This is a genomic window from Spirochaetota bacterium (assembly GCA_034190085.1).
Taxonomy (GTDB): domain Bacteria; phylum Spirochaetota; class UBA4802; order UBA4802; family JAFGDQ01; genus JAXHTS01.
The window spans coordinates 70352-93025 of sequence record JAXHTS010000049.1 but is presented as its reverse complement, the minus strand read 5'-3'; the positions used below and the strand labels follow the sequence as shown (position 1 = coordinate 93025).

Below are 22674 nucleotides of genomic sequence, written 5' to 3'. Positions count from 1 at the left end.
ATAAGGCGTATAGTATAATATTTTCAGGATCATTGAAAGCACTTCTATCTCTGGAGGAATGCTGAGACATCGGGTAATTTGAGATCTTTGCCAACCAGCTTTCTTGGAGCTAGGCTGATTCTGAAGCGATTCATCATAAAAGATCGTTTATACCTGTCTCCATCTTTTCAGGGAAATTAATTTTAGGATTTGATATAGTACCCTTAATAGAAATAATTAGCTTATTCTCTGAATTCAACATCTCACCAAGCAGTATCTTATAATTATCCAATAATGTAGAATTTGAATCAATCTGAATATCAAGATCAATCTTTGAATATTTAATGAACTTTGAGAAGGTTATTGCCCCCTTGATATTACCTCTTAGGTCTTGACCGCTAAAGACTAAATCTTTGATGTTAATTCTTTTATTCATAATATTCATTTCAGCTATTACTGAGGTGAATTTCACTGGTGGTATATCAAAGCCCTTAATAGTAAAACCCTTCACTGACAGGCCCTCTATTTTTACGATGAGTTTGCCTCTAGAGGGATAATCTGAGAAGTTGTTGAATTTCATATGAAAGTCTGATTTAAGAGCACCGGTCAGTGAAATTTTCTTGGCATCATATCCAATATTTCTGATCACGATGTTACCCTTAAGGATTTTATTGATAAGGGTTGTATAAGGATTAAGAGAGAGATCCAGACCAATATCTTTGAGGTTTATTTCTGTCCCATCATTAAGTATGATTGTCATGTTATCGATATTGGTATTGTCAATAATGCTGAAATTGACATTGCCCACATAAAGGCCCTTGCCAACACTGCCTTCAATCTCCTGTAATTTGTTTCTTATTAGAATATCAAAGGGGAAGGTGAGAATAATAAAGAAGAGTGTCATGAGAATGGAGATAATTATATAATGTTTGGCATAGGGAAGCGAGAGAGCCTCTTTTAAGGCTAAACCGATCCTTTTTACAATTTCAATTATTCTTTTTTCTAAATCCCGTAGATCCATTTTACCTTCAATAGTATAAATTAAACCTTAAAAATGTATAAATATTTTTTCTTTTACAATTGTTGATATGTTACCCTTATTTTATTGTAAAACTATCTATTTTCAAAACTGCATCATAAGTATCGCTTCCCTTTAGGCCTTGATAGATTCTAAGATATCCAATCCTTAGGAGTGTGTTTGCATTTTCAATTTCATAAATAAATTTCATTAATGGTTGAATGAGGACGCCTTCAAATTTTACATTTGTAGTTATTCTTATATATTTATTCTGTATAGTGGATTGGCTTCTCCTGGTATAGGCTATATTTCTTGCTATATTATTGCTATTTGCATATTGCTCGACCATGGATGTGATATTCTCATTCTTTTTATTCAGCAATGTAAGATATTTGTCTTTTTTCTCTGTAATCTTTCTATAATCCTTATAAATTCTATCTATTCTATTCAGATTTTCAATATTCTTTTTTAGCTCGTCATCTGTATTGTTCATGAATTCAATGATCGGCGAAGCGATCAGGAAATATATTATTAAAACAAGAACAAATACAATGAGAAGTTGAAGCAATATTTTTTCTCTTTGATTAAGATCTCTCATTCCTTCTTTGTCCTTTCTGTCTGATTATTAAAATCATTCAATAATTTAAGCTTAATTGACATTGAGAACTTAACCTTATTTTTCCTGTTGATGTTAGTATTTAGCGTAACAGAATCGTATTTTTTTGATTCAATAAGCTTATTCTTAAATTCATCTATGTTTCTGCTGGATTCAATTAAGCCGTTGATCTTGATTATCCTCTCGTTGATAACGAGATTATTCAATTCAAATGATTCATCTTTAGGAAAGAAAGATAAGAGGTTATTTAATATATCCATCATGCCTTCATTTGAGTTTAAGAATATATTTAGATTTCCTAGTTCCTTTTTTTCATTCTTCAATATCTTTGTCGCCTCGCCAATTGGATCCTCAGTTGTCTGCTTTGTATTAAAATATCTCTTTAGCCGCTCGTTTAGTATATGATTATATTCCTTGTTTATATCAGATTTCAGGAATGAAGTTAATAGTATATTTACTATTAAGATAATTATTGATAGAGATACAAAGGCGCCAGCGAGGTAATATACTTTTCTTGATGAATGTGCTTCTTCTGATACAAATTCACCTTTTAATAGATTTATCGCGGTATGTCTTTTATTCAAATATGAGAGTATTATCCCAAGTGCTATTGGGTATTGAGTTTGAATCCTAATTTCATCATGTTCATCTAAGAATGGCAGGGATGCTACCGGCAATTCAATATCTTTCGAAAGGATTGATCCTATCCCAATTATATTCGATCCTCCTCCAGAGATCATTATCCTGTTAAATTCTGTTCTGCCGAAATCGGAATTAAAGGCCCTAATGGTAAGGGTTATCTGCTCAATCAGTTCATAGACGAATTCCAGGGTTTTATCATATATCTTTTTAAGTTTGTCCTTGTTAATGTTGTAGTTTTTATAATAATTCTTCTGTATATTATTTTCCAGCGAGGTCAAATCAAGATTCAGGTGTTCAAATAGTTTTGCAGCTTCTGCATGGGATGTTTTATTCAATTCTGAAATATATTTATATATGATACTTGTCCCAATTGAAATTGATCTCATGTAATAAAGATCATTATCCTTAATGATATTAATTATAGTTTTGTTATGCCCGATATCAAGTTGTACTATTGTCTCATTCTCTATCTTATTAAAATACCTATAGCATTCATATAACGCCATGGATTCAATGCCCAATCTGGTTGGTCGCAGGTCAAGCTCTTCCAGAGGTTTTAGAAAATCTTGAATGTTATCCTTATGTGATGCTGCAAGTAAGATCCTTCCATCTTCTGAACCCTTACTTTGCAGGGGGTAAAAATCCATTATTATATCCTCAAGCCGAAATGGTATAATCTCTTCTGCTTCAAAGGGTATGGCTTTGGCTATCTTTTCCATGTCATTGAAGGGGAAGGTTATATTCCTTATAATAGTCCTTTCCATCGGAAGATTGATTAGAATTTTATACCCCTTTAGGGAGTATCCCTCCAGTATTCTTGTAAGGGTATCCTTTATCGCAACTTCATGGTGATCAATATCGTGATCAACATCTTCATAAGCAAAGCTCTTAATTTGGAAATCCTTTATGCCGGTCTTGACAGTAATTACCTTGATCGAAGAAGTTCCTATATCTATTGCTGCTAAATTTTCGAACAATCTCGATCCTCCAAAATAAAGTTAAGTTATATTTATATCAATAATCTGTGATGTTAATTATACAAGACTATGAAAATTTATAAATCAATTAATTTCGTTATATGAAAAAATAGTTATAACTAAACTCAAACAGTGTGAAAGCAGAGAGATAGATACGCTACCATTCCTAAAAATTAACATCAGTGATAATAAAACTAATTTCCTATTTATAAATTTTTTATAATCTAAAGTAAAATAGGGTGTTCGGGTTAATTTTTACAACAATATTTTTATTAACACAACAAATAAACGTCATGAGCGGTAAAAGGATTGAATTAAAAATGAAAAATAATGATTCTCTTGACTTTTTATTGGCCTATTAGTATTGATACTTTTGGTAATAAATATTTAGCATATCTATGGATAATATCTTCCTTTGATTTTATCTGTATATCAAGTCCCTTTCCCAGCAGCATCCGGAAGAGTTACATGCTATTTCAACGATAATATACTGAGATACGAATAATTATAAAATATCATAAGGAGGTAATATGGATTTTTCACTAACTGAAGAGCAGTTAATATTGAAAGATAGTCTTCGTAAGTTCTTAGATAGGGAGATTACACCAATCGCTTCAGAAAGGGATGCCCAAGGCCCCTTAACCAGGAAAGAGGTAGTGGAATATATTAAGAAGCTAATACCCTTTGGTTTCTATCTCGGTGGCATGTCAGAGGAGCATGGGGGCTCAAATATTGACTATAAGACCACTGGAATGATATATGAGGAGTTAGCCCGATCCTGGGCTGGCCTGGCTGGGGCAGTAAATCTTACTGATCTTGGACTTTTTCAAACTATGCTGCTAGAGATTCCTAATATTAGGGAGAAATATTTACCAAGGATACAGTCTGCTGAATTGATAACCTGCGGAGCCATTACTGAGCCTAATGTCGGTTCTGACACAACTGCTCTTGAAACTACAGCCCTTCTGGATGGCGATCATTATGTTGTTAACGGATCCAAGATGTGGATATCTAACGGACCTATCTGTGATGTCTGTATGGTTTTAGTACAAACAGACAAAAGCCTGGGGTCCTTAGGGATTCGGATGATCATGGTTGACAGGGAGGAGTCCCCCTTTGAATCGAGGGAGTTGCTTAAATTAGGTCTGCATGCCTTTCCTACGGGAGAATTGACCTTTTCGGATTGTCGGGTGCCAAAAGAAAATATGATTCCGGAAGGATCATATTTAGGGATGATGAAGGGATTTGACGCAGTGCGTCCATTATGGGGATTCCACGCAACAGGCATTGCACAAGCGGCTTTAGATGCGTCGATAGAATACGCTCAGAATAGAATGCAATTTGGAAAACCTATCGGAAAATTTCAGATGGTACAGGACATGATCTATGAGATGTATTCTTTGATAGAGACAAGTCGACTTTTATGCTATCGAGTCGCTGATATGCTGGATAAAGGCGAGAAGTGCCGGAAAGAGGCATCTTTAGCTAAGGGTTACGCAACAGAGGCAGCTATAAGAGCTACTTCCCTAGCTATTGAGGTCCATGGAGCCTATGGTCTATCTCAGGAGTTCCCCTTGGAGAGATACTTCCGGGATGCCAGAACCTGGACTATACCTGATGGCACAACAGAGATCCAGAAGCTAATAGTAGCTGGTGAGTTGCTGAAGCTAAGGGCTGTAAGATAGATTTATTCTACACGAAATAGGGCTGTTTTGCTAAACCATGAGGGTAGCATCCATGTTCAATAGGGGGGAATAGGCTATATTTGGAAGATGGAATGCCATGTTTGTTGTAAAGTGGGGATACATGCCAAAGAAATGCGTCAATACTACCTTAATTAAATTAAGCAAATAAATTAATACACGTTAATTTAGGATAAGATATTACTGAAAATGCGATATCTATTGCGAAATGTACTCTTAATCTCTCGTGATATAATTAAAAATATTCCAAGAACACTTCTATCCGGTTTTGGAGTAATTTTTTTAATCTCCTTTCTTGTATTGTCAATATCTTTGAAAAGATCTGTGAAGGATTTTTTAGAGAAAAGGATATTCGGTCAGATACAGATAAACCAGATCAAGATTACTCCTATAAATAAAACTAAGTTTATTAATTTTTCAACCAGTAGAAATATTATTAGCGAAAAGAGAATTGAAAAGATCAGAGGAATTGATGGGATTGAAAACCTTTACAAGGTAATTCGATTAAATTCTCCAGCATCATTGAAGGCTGGCATGTTTGGTAAGTACTTAAGGGTTGATATGCTCATTAGCGGAGTGAATAATACCTTTTTTAAGGGAACAAACCCTAAATGGGAGAAATTTGTAGCTGGAGATCATGTTCCAATAGTGATTCCTATGTTTGCAATGAATCTATATAACAACTTTGCAGCTGTTAATGGGCTTCCTGAACTGGGAGAAAAGGCTCTTAAGCTATTCTCCATGGAATTAATTATTGGGAAGTCTACATTTATTAAGACTGGCAATAAGGAATTTAGGTATAAAGCCAAGATTTTCGGTTTTACACCATCCATAATTACTGCTGGAATTATTGTTCCTACAAGTTTTATTAAGGATTTCTGTAAAACCTGCTCTGATGAACTGGCTCTGAAAAATGAATGCTTTTCAAGCATAATGTTAATTGCTAATGTTAGTGATATAGATAAAATTCCTTTGATTACTAACAAGATCAGGAGTATGGATCTTAAGGTTGAGTCGCAGATGGATATTGCTGATAAAACCGAAAAGGCAGTTTTTCTCATGGATGTTACCCTTTCACTGATAATGACAATTATGCTGATTTTAACTATTTTAGCTATCTTTAATTCTTATCTAGCAATCAGTTACAACCGTAGCCATAGATTCTCGATTCAGAGAATTTTAGGGGCAACGAAATTAAGGATAGTAATGACATTTGTAATTGAAGCTGGACTAATAGGGATTTTTTATGGGATTATGGGTTATATTCTTGGATATTATTTATTGAACTATATGTCAGATAACATCGCAAGATGGGTGCCCATGCTTAAGGGTATGAATTTGCGATTAGAAAATCATAACCTAATGTTCATGTCATTAACCCTTGCAGCAATTGTATCATCAATTTCGGCCTTATTCCCTGCCATAATTGCTTCAAATAAGCAACTTTTCAATGATATGAAAAAATAGCAAATCCTCAATAAATACCGGGGAAACGTCATAATTCACTTATACAGGGGTTACGACGCTTTTTGAGGGGTGAAATTCTGTATGAATGACACATTTCCAATAAAGAAGAGATATTATGAAATAATTGAGTTGATTAAAAGAGCTGATTACCATTATTATAATCTTAACCAGCCTTTAATGGAGGATTCAACCTATGATTCGTTGATAATAGAACTCATCGATATCGAGAGAAAACATCCAAGTCTCAAGCTTGAGGAATCACCGACAGGTAAGGTTGGGGGTGTGGTTTCTAAAACCTTTTCAGAGGTGAATCATGATCCGCCGATGCTGAGCCTTGGCAACATTTTTACAGAGGAAGACCTTTCCAATTTTGATCGGAGATGCCTGAAAAATATAGATGCCGATGATGAATTATTATATTGCGCAGAATTAAAATTCGATGGTTTAGCAGTAGAAGTTATTTATGAGGATGGAAGATTTAATACTGGAGCAACCAGAGGTGACGGCTTAGTTGGCGAGGATGTCACCGCAAATATAGCTACAATAGGCAATATGCCCTTGGAATTATCCGGCCATGAGATTCCAGACTTCCTATCTGTTAGAGGCGAGGTTTTAATGAGACACAGAGAGTTTGAACGGCTAAATAGGATTAGGGAGGATAATGGAGAATCGCCCTTTGCTAATCCAAGAAATGCGGCATCGGGTTCACTGCGCCAGATAGATTCAAGAATCTCTGAAGGGAGGCAACTAGAAATAGTATTCTATTCAATAGGAAAAGTCGTATCAAATAGATCTATTGTTGATCAAATGCAGATGTATGATTATTTAACGAATCTTGGACTTCCGGTATCAGAGCATATTGAATATGGAAATATAGGGAAGATAAAGAAATTCTATGAATATTGGTTAGTAAATCGTTATAGGCTTGATTTTGACATTGATGGTGTAGTGATAAAGGTTATTGATTTTAATATCAGGGATAGGCTTGGAGCTACTAATAAGGCGCCCAGATGGGCAACAGCTTGGAAATTCCCTGCTAAGGAAGCGATTACTGTGATTGAATCTGTTGATTGGCAGATTGGGAGAACGGGTTTAATAACACCCGTAGCAAATCTGAGGCCAATTAATATCGGTGGTGTCCTTGTCAAGAGGGCTTCACTTCACAATTATAATGAGGTTATGCGCCTTGATCTAAGGATCGGCGATAGTGTGAGGATTAAAAGGGCCGGCGATGTAATACCAAAGGTTATTGAGGCCATTAGAGAGGAAAGACCGCCTGATGCAGGGAATATCAATCCACCAAAGAGGTGCCCAAGCTGCAACACAGGTTTAGTTAAAGAGGACATTTTTATTAGGTGTATCAATTCCCAGTGCATTGCAAAGAGATTGGAGACATTGAAGTTTTTTGTATCGAAGAATGGTATGGATATTGAATCTTTTGGCCCAGAACTCGTAATACGATTATATAATGCTGAGAAATTGGAAACAATAGCGGATATATATAGGATTACAAAGGATGATCTTCTTCAACTTGAAAGGATGGGAGATAAACTTGCTGATAAGGTGATCTCTTCAATTGACAGCAGAAGGACAATTATTCTTTCACATTTTCTCAGAAGTCTTGGGATAAGGAATGTTGGTGATCATCTCTCTAGGGTGGTGGCAAGGGCAGTAGGGGGATTAAATAAACTTTATGTTATGGAGATTGATGAATTAATCCTGATTGATGGGATTGGGCCAGAGGTGGCGGAGTCTATCTATGAATTCTTTCATAATGAGAGCAGCCTAAGGATTATAAAGGATATCTTAGATGCCGGAGTGATTGTACATGATGAATTGGTGAAAGAATCAGTTTTAGATGAAATACGTGATAGAACCTTTGTATTTACCGGCACCCTGCAAGGCTTAACCCGGAAGGAAGCGGAAGAGATAGTTCAAAAGTCTGGTGGAAGGGTGACAGGTACAATAAGCAAAAAAACAGACTATCTGGTTGCAGGGGATTTGCCCGGCATCAAGTATGAAAAGGCCCAAGGACTTGGCATAAAGATAATCCAGGAGGATGAGTTTGTAATGATGATAGGTGAGAAAAAATGGGAGTAATTGTTCAGTTATTGAGAAAGTATTACTATGTCCTTACTGGTCTTCTAATATTTCTCTCTTCCCCTAGTTATGATCACTGGATTTTGAAGGGATTTCCATTTTTTGCATGGGTATCCATGATACCATTGTTTATCTTTGTTAGGGATAAGGGTTATAAGGAGATTTTATTTTCCTCTTTTATTGCCACCTTCATCGGGAATTATCTATCATATAGATGGATTGGCTCCTTCGGAGCGGATGTGGCTGGTGGATATTACATAGTCCTCGCCTTCCTGATACCAAGCCTTACTGTCTTCTCCGTAACAAAGATAATAATAGCTGAATACTTATCAAGGAGTTTTGAAAACCTGAGGGTAATAATATACCCATCAACTTGGATATCCATAGACCTGATTCAATCAATAGGGCATCTTGCATTCCCTTGGACTTATCCTGGATATTCACAATACCCCTTTACATCCTTTATACAGGTCTCTTCATTCATTGGTATTATGGGAATAAACTTTATACTTATATTAGGGAATTCCATTGTTGCAGATTTGATTTATACAATGAATTCAAAAAGGTTAAAACCAGGAGGACTTCTAAGGACCGCTCAGTTTATAAGATTGTTAATATTTTTATTGGTCTTTTCTTTTGTATTAATTTATGGATGGTATGTCTTGCCTTTAAATCAAAAGACCGGGGAGGATGAGCTAAGGATTGCAATTATTCAATCATGCATTTCTCCATGGGAGAAATGGAAGACAAATCGGTTCAGATATCTGAATGATTTAGAGCGCCTAACAAGGCTCTCTCTACATGAGGAACCGGATATTATAATATGGTCTGAATCCGCGACCCTGGAACATATTTCCTATGATTATTATAATGAAAGGCTTAATCCCTTTGAAAAAAGGGTATTAGACATTGCAAGTTCCTCCAATACGCCTTTACTCACAGGTGAGATTGGCATTATTGAGGATATCCTTAACAAAAGACATTTTCCACAAAATAATGCTGTCCTTATTGATGAATATGGTACGGTAGTTGATACATATCCGAAGATACATCTCGTTCCCTTTGGAGAATGGTTTCCCTATGAGAAGTGGCTACCATTTATTAAGGAGTTGTTGGTAAGCTTTGGTGGTTCAAGCTTTATCCCTGGGGATAAACCTGTAGTGTTTGAAGTTAAGGATAAGAAATTTGGCGTTCTGATCTGTTATGAAGGAATTTTTTACAGGCTTTGTCGGAGATATAATGAACTTGGAGTTGATTTCTTAGTAAATATCACCAATGATGGATGGACAGATTCCTATAGTGGACATATGCAGCATTTTTCTGCATCAATATTCAGGGCAATTGAAAATGGCCTCTGGTATGTGAGGGCGGGGAATACTGGGTATACAACTCTTATAGATCCTTATGGTAGAGTAACGAAATCAATACCAATACTTCATCCTGGCTATATAGTGGGCAATATCAATTTTGCGTTAAAAAGAGAAACATTTTATTCAAAGCATGGGGATATATTTCTTTATATCTGTATGGGATTTATCTTTCTTGCTTCATTTATCATTTTCTTTCGGATTATTCAGTCTTACTTGAAGGATAAATCCTAATTATGTGGGGATTTGTTTCCTAAGGGATTGTATTTTAATAATAGACAGTTGAGAATGCAATTTATTATTACTTCACATACTCTTTCCTTCTTGTGTTTCATGTTTGAATATCAATTAATTGCATACATCACCTTATTACAATATCAATATTCACCAAGGGTATATCAATCCTTTGATGTTTGTATACAGAAAAGGGTAATGATCAGTTGGTATCACTTGGGTTGAGCAAATAAAAATACTCTATACTATAGGGACTGCCATTTCTGGCTTTTGAATAACTTCTTCATATTTATGTAGGATAGCGTTAGTGATTAAATCCCTTGCCTCCTGTGTGATGGGGAAAAATAGATCAATAAATTCCCCATTCTTTTTCTTATTAGAAGGCATCCCAATAAATATACCCTTTTCCCCCTGAACAATACGTAAATTTTTTACAACGAATTTGTTCATTAAAGTGATGTTTGCAAAGCCTAAGGTCTTCCCAAGATTATCCTTTGGGAAAACCCTTACTTCAGTAATTATGTCTTCCATAATAATGTACCACCATATACTATAGATAGTTTGTAAATCTGTAATTTTGTTATTAAATATAGTATATTTCCCACTAGTGGCAGAAAATATTACTTCTCAAAAATGTGGTTTTGATAAATAGGTGGTAAAAACGATTCAATTCCTCTTGGAATAAGGTGAATCGTTAACTGTTTGTTAAAACAATGAGACCCCTATTGTTTTATTTCACATATTTTCAATAAACGTAAAATCAAATTGCTTTAATTTATACAGATTATAATGATTTATATGTTCTGTTATCCTCAACCCCCTTATTTTTGAGAAGAAAAGCAATATTTTCTAACTAAGTAGAGTAAATAAAGCTCATTTTTTTATCTTTGAGGAGCTGTATTTTATTCTTATATTTAATTAGAAATCGCTTTGATATATGTAAATATGTTTATATTTGGTTAAAAAACTAGCGTATCATTAAAATTATGTCAAGGGAAATATTATTCATTTTGAAAATATTTACAAAAAGGGATTCAAATTTGCTGTGTGTTAAGATATGACAAATGAGAGCTTGTTTATTGTTTATGGAAATAGGTATTTTCTTTTAATATTTCTAGATATTGAACAGATAATTTCATAAGGTATGGTGCCGATCCAATCGGCTAATGTCTCTACAGTTATCCCTTCTTTACCAAATACAATAACTTCTTCGCCAGGGGCATATTCATCATCACCGGTATTTATCAAGATTTGATCCATGCAGACCCTTCCGACCACGGGATATATCTTGTTATTTATAATTATTTGGCCTTTATTTGAAAGGAATCTGCTATAACCACAACCATACCCAATAGGAATTGTTGCTATATTCGAATCCCTTTCCGCTGTGTAGGTTAGCCCGTATGAAAGCGATGTCCCCTTTTTCACTCTCTTTGAGAAAATGATATAGCTCTTTAAGCTCATGGATGGGGTAAGGTCTATTTTTTTATTATTATTATTCTTTACCGGATAGTACCCATAGGCCATAATTCCTGGTCTTGCCATATTGAAGAGTGACTCAGGATAGTTCAAAATCGCCGCACTATTAGCGATATGTTTATATTTTACATCGATTTTTTCAATTTCGAGTTCTTTTATGATATTATTGAATATCTTTATCTGATTTATTGTAAATTCAGAGTCTATAATGTCAGAAACGGGGAGATGTGAAAAAACCCCCTCTAGTATAATAGATTCAAGATGGTTAATCGACTTGGCAATCATAACAGAGTTTTCATGTTTACATCCGATTCTGCCCATACCGGTGTCAATCTTGAGGTGAAGTTTTGCTGATTTATTCCTGCTCTTTGCCTCTTTTGAGATTTGTTCAGATAGAGGATAGTCAGCAACAGTTTGAGTGAGATCATAATCAAGGATTGTGCCTATATTCTCTTTATATGGAAGGATCAATCCTAAAACGAGAATAGGGAGGCTGATCCCTGCCCTTCTTAGCTCAATACCCTCCTCATGTGAGGCAACACCAAGAATATCAACTAATCCTGATTCCTCCACAAATCTTGATATCTGGATTGCGCCATGTCCATAACCATCAGCCTTTACTGCTAGAAGGATTTTCCTATCTGCTCCAACTATTTCCTTGATTATCCTGATATTCCTCTCAATTGCACCTATATCTATCTCAAGATATGTTTTGCTATTCTCCTTAACTAAAGAATATTTATTCATTTAATCATTCCTAATTATAGATAGTAGTATATAAGTTCATCAAATATGCATATTGAGAAGTAGGTAATACGCTTTTCTAATTAACTGAAAATTTAACTGAATATATTCACAATATGAGAAAAAGGACTAATTGAGTAATGGTATTAGAATTTTTTCTAAATATATTTGAAAAATAAAAAATAAATTTGCAAGCAGAAATGATACTAACTTATAGTCAAATATACAAAAATTATAGCATGGGTTTTGATGCTTTATGAAAGTGATATTATATTTAGTCAAATGAATATTTATTTTGTAATACGGATCATAAATTTTGTTTGATTAATACCTTAATGAGAACTAAAGTGGAGATTAATCTATAAATTAATATGAACCTCATGTAAATACGAGGGTAGAACATCCTTGTGAAGATAGAAATAGTGAAATTAGAATGATTAAATTATTATACTATCAATTAATCATTTAGAACGTGAGAAATATATCATAATTTATATGAAATTTTTTTCTTTTTATGTTTAATTATTATAATTTGTTTATTTTTGATAAACATTTAGTTTTATAAAAGTCAATTACACCAGGAATTGGCATGCTGGACAAATAATGATCTTAAAAATTAATTCAAACAATTCTATTTTAATAGAGGTAAACAGAAATAGTCTTTAATATAGATAACCAAGTGTAACATTTATTAATAGTTTTTTCTAATTAGTCATATGGATTATGGAGATTAGGATTTTATGCAGAATATTAAATATCATATCATAAATACGATTTCTATTATTCTTTTTTCCTATACATTGTCTTCAATGGTAAATCAATTTATTCGTTTTAGTTTTACTCCAGTATACATGAGTCCGATAGAAAAACATAAATCATTTTCAGATAGAACTACTCATAAGAGTTTTGATGATTATGATGCAATACTGGTGTCTAACTTTTTTAAGCTTGGCACTGAAGTGGAGGATTTACCCATAACTGAAACGGTAACCCCTGAAAGCCTACAGGATCTGACTCTATTAGGTACAATTACAGGGCCTTCCAGTATAGCAAGGGCGTTGATTAAGAAAAAGAGAGAAAAGGAGTCTCAAATATTTAAATTATGGAATGATGTCTATGGATACCAGCTTGTGAGGATAGCCAACTCAAAGGTGTATCTCAAGATGGGCGATGAGGTAACAAATCTTGATATGTTTGCGAAGGACGAGAAGGCTCTGGGGAGTGGGACAGCGAGTACTGTTAAGGGGAGAAATAATAAAAGCAGTAAAACTATCAGCCGATCAGAGATACAGCAAAAGGTGTTCAATAATATTGATAATGCATTAAAGGGCCTTCGTGCCGGGCCATACAGAGTGAATGGTAAAATTGAAGGTTATAAGCTATTCAGGGTGCGACCGAACAATATTCTATATCAACTGGGGGCAAGGAGTGGTGATGTTATTAAAAGAATAAATGGTCATCCTCTTGACAGTACTGATAAGCTTATTAAGATGTGGCAAAATCTTCAAGGTGAAACAAGACTTTCAGTGGATTTAGAGAGACGCGGGAAGTTGCAAACCTTTGACTTCTCTGTTACTGAATAGATAATAGTCAACTATGACTATGTAAAAATGTGAAAGATCTCTAATGATATGCCGTATCTATTTCTTTATATCCTTAGGAAGAGATCACTCAAATTGAATTGAAATAGGATTATCGCAATGTGATTATTTAAGTTGGATTTTCGAACGGATGTAGGAGAGGTATCTAATTATAACTTATTATTATAAAGTGAACAATTGAGAAGGGGAAATGAAAGGAACAAAGATTTATATAACCATTAGGCGTAGTATTATTCTTTTTGTTGTTACCATAGTGTTTGTTATACCATTTTCAGATTTAGATTCGATAGATAGAATTCACAAAAATGTTGAACTGTCGTCATCCTATGATAACCTCTCTTATAGGGATGGATGGATATTATCTCAGAATAAGATGAATAATAAAAAGAAGTCTAAAGCACAGGGCAAGATCTCTAAAAAGGGGAGAAAGAAGACAAAGTACTTTACCCTGAATTTCAAGGATGTGGAAATTTCTGAGTTTTTAAATGTGATGAGTGATCTTATAGGGAAGAATATCATCATTGATGATAAGGTTCGTGGGAAGATAACAATAAGTTCTGCCAAAAAGGTGCCGGTTAAAGAGGCATTCAATATTCTTAAGTCCATATTAGAGTTAAAGGGTTTAGCGGTTGTTGAATCCCAGCATCTGATTAAGATTATACCAGTTAAGGATGCTATAAAGAAGAATGTTGAAGTTATAATAGATGAAAAGGAGACTAAAAGAATCCCACTGGATGAGGAAAAGACCATAACCTACCTTCTTGAGATTGAACATGCGGATGCAAATGAGATTTCATCAGCTTTAAAATCTATGAAATCGAAAAACACTGATATTGTTGTATATTCTATATTAAATATAATAATATTCAGTGGAAAATCTACTGAAATAAGCGGATTGGTCAAGATAGCAAAGGCTCTGGATAAACCTATTGATGAGATTGATGAGGAAAAGATAGTCAAAGGCAACATTCATGTAGTTCATCTTGAGAATGCGGATGCAGAGAGTCTTGCTGGTGTTCTTTCAAGGATACCTTTCTCCGAACAGGCCCTAACCGCAAAACAGAGGCCAGTTCCAAAGGTAAGAAAATCGAGCAAGTCCAAACGAGTTACAAAGACTCAGGCTAAAAGACCAGGAAGTCAGTCCAAGACCAAGCTTTCTATTATAGCAAACAAGGAAACGAATTCCCTGATAATTACAGCAACTCCAGAAGAATTCAGAGAGATTAGGCGAATTATAAAGGAACTGGATATAGTGAGGGAACAGGTCCTAATAGAATGCCTAATAGTCGAGGTGTCAGCTGAGAAGGGATGGAGCCTGGGAATCGACTGGATGGGGGGTTATGAGAGTGATGCAGGCGATATGTATGGAGGGTCTTCAATTTTGGGCATTCCCCCCAATTATTCCTCAGAGGGATTATCATCCATGGGAGACAAGAAGATAGCGATTCCTTTGGCTAGCGGTTTTCAAATCGGTTTCTTAAGCGGTGAGGAGATGCTGGGATTTGCACTATTAAATATGTTTGCCACAGATAAAAATTTCAACATTCTCTCAACACCACAGATTCTCACTGTTGATAATAATGAGGCTGAGTTGAATGTTGGCGAGGAGATACCTGTTGCCACAAACAATCGAATCAGTGAATCCGGTACGCAGTTCTTCACTTATGAGTATAAATCAGTGGGGATTAAGTTAAAGATCACACCCCATATTACAAACAAGGAGCGGATAACCCTTGAACTGTACCAGGAGGCAAATGACGTACTTGGCGGGACAACAACTGGTTCTGCCATCCCCCCAAAACTGTCAAAACGTGATATCAGCACAAAGGTGACTGTGGGTGACGGTAAGACAATTGTTGTGGGTGGTCTTATTCGAAATAACAAAGTAGAGGAGGAATCGAAGGTCCCGATCTTAGGGGATATTCCAATTCTAGGATGGTTATTTAAGAGAAAGAGTGTTGATTATAAAAAGACTAACCTATTGGTATTTATAACCCCATTCATTGTTACTAAACAGGAGAGGATTGACGCTGTGACTAATAGAAAGAGAGAGGAACAGCGAAGATTAAGAACGAGATAGTATATACGGATATGGTTAGAAAGAAAAAGCCACAGATGTTGGGAAAGATCCTTGTGGAGAGGAAGGTAGTCAGACCTGAGGAATTACAAGAGGTTCTTCTTTCTCAAAAAGGTTCGCGTATGCGGTTAGGTCAGTTGCTTATAAAGAAGGGATTGGCTACTGAGGATGATATTCTATCTGCCTTGGCAGAGCATTATGGAATTTCATTTCAGAAACGCCTCGAGTTTGACGATCCGGAGGAACTATTTTCAAAGATCCCGATTTACTTTTTGAAAAAAAATAAGATGGTGCCATTGCACAGCAAAGACAAGACCATATCAATAGCCATTTCAGATGCCCTTAATATTCAGCCCTTTGATGACCTTAAGATGATTTTCCCGGATTACATCTTTGAGGCTGTTCTAACATCCGAAGAAGAGATTATTAGGATCATCAATAATCATTTTGATACCCTGAATGTTGACTCAACTAGTGAGGCCATAGAGAATCTGGAGGATTCTGATTTCGAGATTCTGTCATCCCCTATTGCTGAGACAGAAGACATCTTGGATATGGCCAATGATGCCCCTATAATCCGCCTTGTAAATACGATCATCACACAATCAGTTAATGATAGGGCAAGCGATATTCACATAGAACCATACGAAAAGGATCTTATAGTGAGATATAGGATCGATGGCCTCCTTTATCAGATACTCACCCCTCCCAAAAAATTTCAGGGCGCTATTATTTCAAGAATAAAGATAATGGCAAATCTAAATATTGCTGAAAACAGGTTGCCCCAGGACGGAAGAATCCAGATTAAAATCGGTAGCAAGGATATAGATATTCGGGTTTCCATATTCCCCACATATTATGGGGAACGGGTTGTATTGAGATTATTAAATAAGACTGATATGTTGTTCGATCTCGATTCTCTGGGATTTTCAAAGGATAGTCTTAATATTTTTAATTCTCTCATTAACAAGACACATGGCATTATCCTGGTTACTGGCCCTACCGGAAGCGGCAAAACAACAACATTATATAGTATCCTGTCAAGGTTGAATACAACGGACGTAAATGTATTGACAGTTGAAGATCCAATTGAATATCAATTGAGTGGAGTAGGACAGATGCAGGTAAAACCGAAGATTGATCTCACATTTGCAAATGGTTTGAGATCAATCCTTAGGCAGGATCCTGATATAATAATGATTGGTGAGATAAGGGACATTGAGACTGCTGATATAGCAGTACAGGCTGCCTTGACCGGTCATAGAGTTTTTTCTACGCTTCATACTAACGATGCAGCCAGTGGGATAACAAGACTTATTGATATGGGGGTTGAGCCCTTTCTTATATCCTCCTCAGTTAATGCGATTCTAGCTCAAAGGCTTGTTCGGACAATATGCCCTGATTGTAAAAGCACATATAAGCCCACACAGAGTATGCTTACCGAGATGGGAGTTAAGACAACGCAGATTAAGAATGGGAAGCTATATAGGGGCAAGGGTTGTGAGAAATGCCTCAATACAGGCTATAGGGGCAGAATAGGAATATATGAACTGCTGCCATTAGACAATGACATTAGGAAGATGATTATGACTCATTCTGAGGCAAACAGTATAAAGCAACTAGCGCTCAAAAAGGGGATGTCCACCCTATTCAAGGATGGACTTAGCAAGGTTATTTCTGGAATAACAACAATAGAAGAAGTGTTGAGGGTAAGTTGAAATGATTTTCGAATTTCAAGCGTTAAATAAAATCGGAGAAAAGGTATCGGACTATATCGACGCTCCTTCAGAGATGGCGGCAAAGCAGAAACTGCGAAGCAGGGAATTATATGTAGTAAGTATTAATAAGCATGATATAGCTACAAAGAATGTTGAAGGCGGAAAGAGGAGTACATTTAATAGGCTTTATGAAAGGGGAATTCGATATTTTAGTCTTAAATTCAGTTCAAAACAGGTAGGAATATTTTCAAGACAGTTGTCTACACTTCTTGGAGCTGGGATGCCCCTTCTTGTTGCTATCACGGATATAGTTGAACAGATTGAGAATAAGAATTTCAAGCAGATCGTTGTTGATATAAAAGAGAAGTTAGAGGAGGGATCCTCCTTTTCAAATTGTTTGGTTCGTCATAAGATTATCTTTTCAGATATGTATATCAATATGGTGAGAGTAGGAGAGAACTTAGGTTCTCTTGATCAGGTTATTGAGAGATTGGCTGACCTGGAAGAGAAGAAGAATATTTTGAAGAGTAAAATACAGGCCGCTTTATGGTATCCGGCATTTATGATATTCTTTTCTATTTTAGTAATTTTTTTTCTTATGGTATATATTATTCCCTCGCTGAGTAGGATGTTTATCGAGTTTGGGAAGGAACTCCCATTGCCAACGAAGATAGTTCTAGGGGTCAGTGATTTTCTTTCAAATTTTTGGTTTGTGATACCGCTTTTAATCGCTTTAATTATATATTTTGTAAATCGATATATTAAGACTTCAGAGGGAAGGCGGAGATTAGATGAGATGAAGTTAAAAATTCCTATCTTTGGCAATCTCCATAAAAAGCTTATTATACTTCGATTTACACAAAACCTCGGTGTATTATTGAGCAACAAGGTGGATATATTAAAGTCCTTTGGAATTGTGAAGGGGATTGTAGGAAACTCAATTGTTGAAGGGAAGCTTGAAGAGGCCGCTATTAAGGTACGAGAGGGATCTGCTGTGGCCAATGCCCTTGGAAAGTCGGATTTTTTGCCAAAATTAGTATTGGGCATGATTTCTGCTGGGGAAGCTAGCGATGAACTTGATAGAATGCTCCTGAATATTGGCAAGGTATACGAAACTGAACTGGATTTAACCGTGACTAGCCTAACTAGCATGATTGAGCCTATTATTATTATTGTGGTTGGATTGATAATCGGGATAATATATTTATCTGTTATGCTTCCCATATTCGAGATGAATCTTATTATACAATGAGAGTCTCATCTTGATTAGCATATTGCAACAGAGTAGTTTTTTAAGGAAAACGAAGGAGGATATATGAATAAATATTATAGCAGGTTTAAAGAAAGGATAATATTTATTATAGAAGAAGTGAAATCCGAAAAGGGTTTTACTATGATAGAACTTATGATAGTAATCACTATCATTGGGATTTTATCAATATTGGTCGTTCCGAGGTTTATGGACCTTCCTCAGAAGGCAAGGGTTGAGTCCACAAGGCAACAGATATCAGCCTTTGGAATGGCTCTTGATAGATATTATCTTGATAATGGTATATATCCGACATCAGAACAGGGTCTAGAGGCATTGATAGCAACACCGACTACTGAGCCAATTCCCATCAACTATAATGAAGGGGGATACTTAAAAAAGAACAAGATCCCTGAGGATCCTTGGGGAAGGTCCTATAAGTACACCTCTCCAGGCGAGCATGGTAATGACTATGAGATAGTGAGCTATGGCGCTGATGGCAGGGACGGCGGTGAAGGATATGATGCTGATGTGAGGAGCTGGGATTAATACTATTTATATTTCTCCTTGATAATTACATTTAATTTTATCTCACAATTGATAACAGGAGCAACCCCTGACTTTTTTGTATTGCTTCCCTTTGCAGCAATTATCAGTATTTCACTAGCAGAGATTGGTGTTAATAATCTCCCAGAATATTTCTTATTACATTTGCAGACCAATAACATTCAAAACCTCCTAAGATAACAATGAATAGAGCATCGTATTTACAGGAAACATTGAAGGGAAGGGATGGATTTACCCTGCTTGAGATAATAATTGTAATTGTTATTATTTCTGTTATGTCGATGTTTATTGCCCCGAGGATGGTTAATTATTTCGGAAGCGCAAGGAGCCATTTTGTAGTGATGACAACTATAATAGCAAAAACATTTGATGATTCCTTTATTAATGATCGCATGAATTTTTTGGTGATACATCTTTATGAGCCTTTTGAGGAGAGCGAAGGGGAGATAGATGAGTTATTTTCACGTCAAAATGGTGTCTCTGTAGTAAATTTTAATGAGAAGGGTAAATTTGTTAAGAGCAACAACAAGCTCTTGGGGTATAAGGGGTTTCCTGAATCCTTTAAGATCGAAGAGGTGGTTCTCTCAACAGGCGAAAAGGTTCATCTGGGTAATGTTTTGATTCCATTTTACCCTCAGGGATATTCTGATAATGTTATTTTACATATTTTAGTCAATGCTGAGGAGCGTTGGTCAATTAGGATATACAAGCTTAGGAAGGAGGCAAAGGTCTTCCCTGACTATATTGAGTTTGAATCATCAACTCTATAACATTCATCGTTACATAAATTTCTTTATGAAAAAATCTATAAATAATGGCTTTGCTATAATCGAGATTTTAATTGCAATCGCAATTTTATCTATTGTGATAATCAGCATCATTTCTGGCGTCTCCGCTGGCATTGTAGCTATATCTGGCAATAAAAATCTTACCAGAGCAATGATTATTGCTAAAAGCAAGCTTAATGAGTTTCAACTTGTTAAAATGAGAGGAACCGATCTCCAGCATGAGGCTGTCGAAGAATATCCCAACTTCTATTATTCAAGAGAGATAAAGAGATTTGAACATGAAATATTTGGACCCATAGATGCCAAAAGGGTTGCAATAACTGTCTTTTGGCAAGACAGGGGAAAAGAAAAGAACTACACATTAACATACATCTATCCTGTACGATGAAACTCTCATTTTATTATAAGCTAAATAGAATATTACGAGAGGGTATCTCAAATAACTCCGGATTCTCATTGATTGAGATTCTCGTTGCTACCGCCGTTTCGTCAGTAATACTCTTAATGATATACTCTGCTCACAGGTCAATTACCTTCGCTATTCTTGAATTAACAGGAGTCGCCGATTTTTATGAAGGTATCAACTTGGCGATAAATAGAATCGACAGAGATATCTCCTGCGCATATTTTCACAGGAATAATAAAAAATTATGTTTTATTGGAGAGAGTGATTACGATTCACCTGGCGAAGGAAAGCTTAATTTTGTAACTATTGATCATAAGGAGTTTTCAATGTTTATCAGCCCCAAGGAGGAATGCCGAATTAGTGATGTAAGAGAGATCGGGTATTATCTTGAAGCGGATAATGAGATTGATGGATTATTTTTCCTAATAAGGAGAGAGGAGAATCATTATGATGATGATCCTGAATCTGGTGGCGATAAGAGTATTCTACTTGAGAATGTTGTTCGTATAAAATTTGAGTTTAACCAAAGAAATAAATGGATTGAGAATTGGGACTCAAGGGATAACAAGAGATTCCCTAAGGCTGTAAGAACAACCTTGAATGTGAGAAATTATAGGGGTAACGAAGAGGAATTCATCTTTGTATCCAATATCAACCTAAAGAGGTGATATGTTCGATAGATTAAAGATGGTTCTCAGGAAGAATTACATAAGGAGAAGAGAAATTCTCCATGGGCGAGGTGTATTCAAATATTTGACAAATTCATCAGGTTATGTGCTCATCATAGTCCTCTTGATAACCTCCCTCTTGGTATCTATTTCAAGCGAGTTCTTAATTGTTGCGCAGACAAACATGAATTACATAAGAAAGTTTAGCGAGAGATTGAAGGCCCATACCCTGGCTAAGGCTGGAGTTAACCTCTCAACCTTTATACTCATGGCAGACAAAAGGGGGTTGGCATCCCAATTCTTGGGTATCGGAACAACAGATAAAAATATTGACTGCTATAATGATATTTGGGCAATGGACTTCCCGGTAATACCTCTTGAGGATGGTTACCTGGAGATAGATATCTCTGATGAAAATTCTAAAATAAATCTGAGCGTATTAGCAAATGAGGTAGTGGATAGAACTCCCTATTATTCAATTACGCAGAGATTTTTTCTAAACATGGGATTCCCTATCGATATGGCAGACGTAATAATTGATTGGGTTGATATCGATGATTCAAGATTCCCTTACGGGGCTGAATCGTCCGATTATTATCATACATTAGTCAGTTCCTATGATTCCAAAAATTCGGAGATGGACAGCATAGATGAACTTTTGTTAGTTAAGGGGATTACTCCTGAGATATTTTATGGTATTGGGGGTGGCACATTTGGATGGGAAGAAAACTTGGTAGATGATAATAAGGGTGGGAAAAGGATTGATCAGAAATTATTAGAGGGGATTGCGGAGGGGGATATTCTTGAAGCTATTAAAGAGGATGAATCTGACTTTTCCGATTTAACTGTAGAGATCGGAAAGGAGAGCAGCAGGAGATTATCCGATTATTTAAGGGTAAAAGGGGAGAGGGCTGATTATTTGAGCGAGTTGAATAAGATAAACATCAACACTGCCCCATTTAGGGTTCTTTCCGCGCTAACGGACAATATGACTGATGATGTTGTTACAGAGTTAATCAGCATGAGACATGCAAATCCCTTTAAAAGCGTAGAAGACATAAAGGATTTTATTGAAGATGAGAATGTTAGAAAGAATATTCTTACGGTTAAGTCCTATATTTTTAAAATTGTCTCAACTGGCACAGTGAACAGAACCTCCGTGAAGATAACCGCACATTATTATAGAGATGGGAAAAGATTCCTTTATTGGAGTGAAGAATAATGTGCTTCAACTTTGCTCAGCACAGGCCTTTAATGAGGGATATTGCGCTAAA

19 protein-coding genes are annotated in these 22674 nt (G+C 35.8%); 13 read left to right on the top strand and 6 right to left on the bottom strand.

Annotation, left to right across the window (positions count from 1 at the left end; genetic code table 11):
* Positions 1 to 133: 133 nt before the first annotated feature.
* From gspN to pilM, 3 genes are all read right to left on the bottom strand, one after another.
* Positions 134 to 1000 (bottom strand): type II secretion system protein GspN, encoded by an 867-nt coding sequence (gspN, locus tag SVZ03_09070; GenBank protein MDY6934356.1) that lies wholly within the window; start codon positions 998 to 1000, stop codon positions 134 to 136.
* Positions 1001 to 1076: 76 nt separating this feature from the next.
* Positions 1077 to 1595 (bottom strand): type II secretion system protein GspM, encoded by a 519-nt coding sequence (gene gspM, locus SVZ03_09065; GenBank protein MDY6934355.1) that lies wholly within the window; start codon positions 1593 to 1595, stop codon positions 1077 to 1079.
* On the bottom strand, positions 1592 to 3232 hold the full coding sequence (gene pilM / locus SVZ03_09060; protein ID MDY6934354.1) for a pilus assembly protein PilM: 1641 nt from the start codon (positions 3230 to 3232) through the stop codon (positions 1592 to 1594). Before pilM ends, gspM begins: the two co-directional genes overlap by 4 nt.
* A gap of 530 nt (positions 3233 to 3762) precedes the next feature.
* On the opposite strand from pilM, the gene SVZ03_09055 reads away from it, so the two are divergent.
* The 4 genes from SVZ03_09055 (at position 3763) to lnt (ending at position 10103) form a co-directional block, all read left to right on the top strand.
* Positions 3763 to 4917 carry an acyl-CoA dehydrogenase family protein gene (locus tag SVZ03_09055; GenBank protein ID MDY6934353.1) on the top strand — a complete coding sequence of 385 codons (1155 nt, stop codon included), beginning with the start codon at positions 3763 to 3765 and terminating at the stop codon, positions 4915 to 4917.
* 207 nt (positions 4918 to 5124) lie between these two features.
* Complete coding sequence (locus SVZ03_09050; GenBank protein ID MDY6934352.1) at positions 5125 to 6402, top strand: FtsX-like permease family protein; 1278 nt, start codon at positions 5125 to 5127, stop codon at positions 6400 to 6402.
* 81 nt (positions 6403 to 6483) lie between these two features.
* On the top strand, positions 6484 to 8502 hold the full coding sequence (gene ligA / locus SVZ03_09045) for an NAD-dependent DNA ligase LigA (GenBank protein MDY6934351.1): 2019 nt from the start codon (positions 6484 to 6486) through the stop codon (positions 8500 to 8502).
* The gene (gene lnt / locus SVZ03_09040; protein MDY6934350.1) at positions 8493 to 10103 is read left to right on the top strand and encodes an apolipoprotein N-acyltransferase; all 1611 of its coding nucleotides are present in this window, start codon (positions 8493 to 8495) and stop codon (positions 10101 to 10103) included. The genes ligA and lnt overlap by 10 nt, the downstream gene beginning before the upstream one ends.
* A gap of 240 nt (positions 10104 to 10343) precedes the next feature.
* Here the strand turns inward: lnt and SVZ03_09035 are convergent, their stop codons facing one another.
* Together SVZ03_09035 and alr are read right to left on the bottom strand one after the other, a co-directional pair.
* Complete coding sequence (locus SVZ03_09035) at positions 10344 to 10634, bottom strand: SpoVG family protein (protein ID MDY6934349.1); 291 nt, start codon at positions 10632 to 10634, stop codon at positions 10344 to 10346.
* Between the two features lie 552 nt (positions 10635 to 11186).
* Complete coding sequence (alr, locus tag SVZ03_09030) at positions 11187 to 12329, bottom strand: alanine racemase (GenBank protein ID MDY6934348.1); 1143 nt, start codon at positions 12327 to 12329, stop codon at positions 11187 to 11189.
* Positions 12330 to 13066: 737 nt separating this feature from the next.
* On the opposite strand from alr, the gene SVZ03_09025 reads away from it, so the two are divergent.
* From SVZ03_09025 to gspG, 5 genes are all read left to right on the top strand, one after another.
* Positions 13067 to 13909, top strand: a complete 843-nt coding sequence (locus SVZ03_09025) for a hypothetical protein (protein ID MDY6934347.1) — start codon at positions 13067 to 13069, stop codon at positions 13907 to 13909.
* Positions 13910 to 14117: 208 nt separating this feature from the next.
* Complete coding sequence (locus SVZ03_09020) at positions 14118 to 16007, top strand: secretin N-terminal domain-containing protein (GenBank protein ID MDY6934346.1); 1890 nt, start codon at positions 14118 to 14120, stop codon at positions 16005 to 16007.
* A gap of 11 nt (positions 16008 to 16018) precedes the next feature.
* Entirely contained in the window at positions 16019 to 17722 is a 1704-nt protein-coding gene (gene gspE, locus SVZ03_09015; GenBank protein MDY6934345.1) for a type II secretion system ATPase GspE, read from the top strand.
* 1 nt (position 17723) lies between these two features.
* Positions 17724 to 18974, top strand: coding sequence for a type II secretion system F family protein (locus SVZ03_09010; protein ID MDY6934344.1), 1251 nt, complete (start codon positions 17724 to 17726; stop codon positions 18972 to 18974).
* Between the two features lie 63 nt (positions 18975 to 19037).
* Positions 19038 to 19520 carry a type II secretion system major pseudopilin GspG gene (gspG, locus tag SVZ03_09005; GenBank protein ID MDY6934343.1) on the top strand — a complete coding sequence of 161 codons (483 nt, stop codon included), beginning with the start codon at positions 19038 to 19040 and terminating at the stop codon, positions 19518 to 19520.
* 2 nt (positions 19521 to 19522) lie between these two features.
* On the opposite strand, the gene SVZ03_09000 is transcribed toward gspG, so the two are convergent.
* A complete protein-coding gene (locus tag SVZ03_09000; GenBank protein MDY6934342.1) occupies positions 19523 to 19699 on the bottom strand; it encodes a hypothetical protein in 177 nt (58 codons plus the stop codon).
* A 21-nt stretch (positions 19700 to 19720) separates the two neighbouring features.
* On the opposite strand from SVZ03_09000, the gene SVZ03_08995 reads away from it, so the two are divergent.
* The 4 genes from SVZ03_08995 to SVZ03_08980 are packed head-to-tail and all read left to right on the top strand — an operon-like array spanning position 19721 to position 22622.
* A complete protein-coding gene (locus tag SVZ03_08995; protein MDY6934341.1) occupies positions 19721 to 20308 on the top strand; it encodes a prepilin-type N-terminal cleavage/methylation domain-containing protein in 588 nt (195 codons plus the stop codon).
* A gap of 25 nt (positions 20309 to 20333) precedes the next feature.
* On the top strand, positions 20334 to 20714 hold the full coding sequence (locus SVZ03_08990) for a hypothetical protein (protein MDY6934340.1): 381 nt from the start codon (positions 20334 to 20336) through the stop codon (positions 20712 to 20714).
* The gene (locus tag SVZ03_08985; protein ID MDY6934339.1) at positions 20711 to 21400 is read left to right on the top strand and encodes a type II secretion system protein GspJ; all 690 of its coding nucleotides are present in this window, start codon (positions 20711 to 20713) and stop codon (positions 21398 to 21400) included. Before SVZ03_08990 ends, SVZ03_08985 begins: the two co-directional genes overlap by 4 nt.
* A 1-nt stretch (position 21401) precedes the next feature.
* Positions 21402 to 22622, top strand: coding sequence for a type II secretion system protein GspK (locus tag SVZ03_08980; GenBank protein MDY6934338.1), 1221 nt, complete (start codon positions 21402 to 21404; stop codon positions 22620 to 22622).
* Positions 22623 to 22674: the final 52 nt, after the last annotated feature.

Excerpts from the sequence above, each read along its gene's own strand:
- gspN (MDY6934356.1), bottom strand. The coding sequence starts at position 1,000 with ATGGATCTACGGGATTTAGAAAAAAGAATAATTGAAATTGTAAAAAGG.
- gspM (MDY6934355.1), bottom strand. The coding sequence starts at position 1,595 with ATGAGAGATCTTAATCAAAGAGAAAAAATATTGCTTCAACTTCTCATT.
- SVZ03_09055 (MDY6934353.1), top strand. The coding sequence starts at position 3,763 with ATGGATTTTTCACTAACTGAAGAGCAGTTAATATTGAAAGATAGTCTT.
- SVZ03_09050 (MDY6934352.1), top strand. The coding sequence starts at position 5,125 with ATGCGATATCTATTGCGAAATGTACTCTTAATCTCTCGTGATATAATT.
- ligA (MDY6934351.1), top strand. The coding sequence starts at position 6,484 with ATGAATGACACATTTCCAATAAAGAAGAGATATTATGAAATAATTGAG.
- lnt (MDY6934350.1), top strand. The coding sequence starts at position 8,493 with ATGGGAGTAATTGTTCAGTTATTGAGAAAGTATTACTATGTCCTTACT.
- SVZ03_09035 (MDY6934349.1), bottom strand. The coding sequence starts at position 10,634 with ATGGAAGACATAATTACTGAAGTAAGGGTTTTCCCAAAGGATAATCTT.
- alr (MDY6934348.1), bottom strand. The coding sequence starts at position 12,329 with ATGAATAAATATTCTTTAGTTAAGGAGAATAGCAAAACATATCTTGAG.
- SVZ03_09025 (MDY6934347.1), top strand. The coding sequence starts at position 13,067 with ATGCAGAATATTAAATATCATATCATAAATACGATTTCTATTATTCTT.
- SVZ03_09020 (MDY6934346.1), top strand. The coding sequence starts at position 14,118 with ATGAAAGGAACAAAGATTTATATAACCATTAGGCGTAGTATTATTCTT.
- gspE (MDY6934345.1), top strand. The coding sequence starts at position 16,019 with ATGGTTAGAAAGAAAAAGCCACAGATGTTGGGAAAGATCCTTGTGGAG.
- SVZ03_09010 (MDY6934344.1), top strand. The coding sequence starts at position 17,724 with ATGATTTTCGAATTTCAAGCGTTAAATAAAATCGGAGAAAAGGTATCG.
- gspG (MDY6934343.1), top strand. The coding sequence starts at position 19,038 with ATGAATAAATATTATAGCAGGTTTAAAGAAAGGATAATATTTATTATA.
- SVZ03_09000 (MDY6934342.1), bottom strand. The coding sequence starts at position 19,699 with ATGTTATTGGTCTGCAAATGTAATAAGAAATATTCTGGGAGATTATTA.
- SVZ03_08995 (MDY6934341.1), top strand. The coding sequence starts at position 19,721 with ATGAATAGAGCATCGTATTTACAGGAAACATTGAAGGGAAGGGATGGA.
- SVZ03_08990 (MDY6934340.1), top strand. The coding sequence starts at position 20,334 with ATGAAAAAATCTATAAATAATGGCTTTGCTATAATCGAGATTTTAATT.
- SVZ03_08985 (MDY6934339.1), top strand. The coding sequence starts at position 20,711 with ATGAAACTCTCATTTTATTATAAGCTAAATAGAATATTACGAGAGGGT.
- SVZ03_08980 (MDY6934338.1), top strand. The coding sequence starts at position 21,402 with ATGTTCGATAGATTAAAGATGGTTCTCAGGAAGAATTACATAAGGAGA.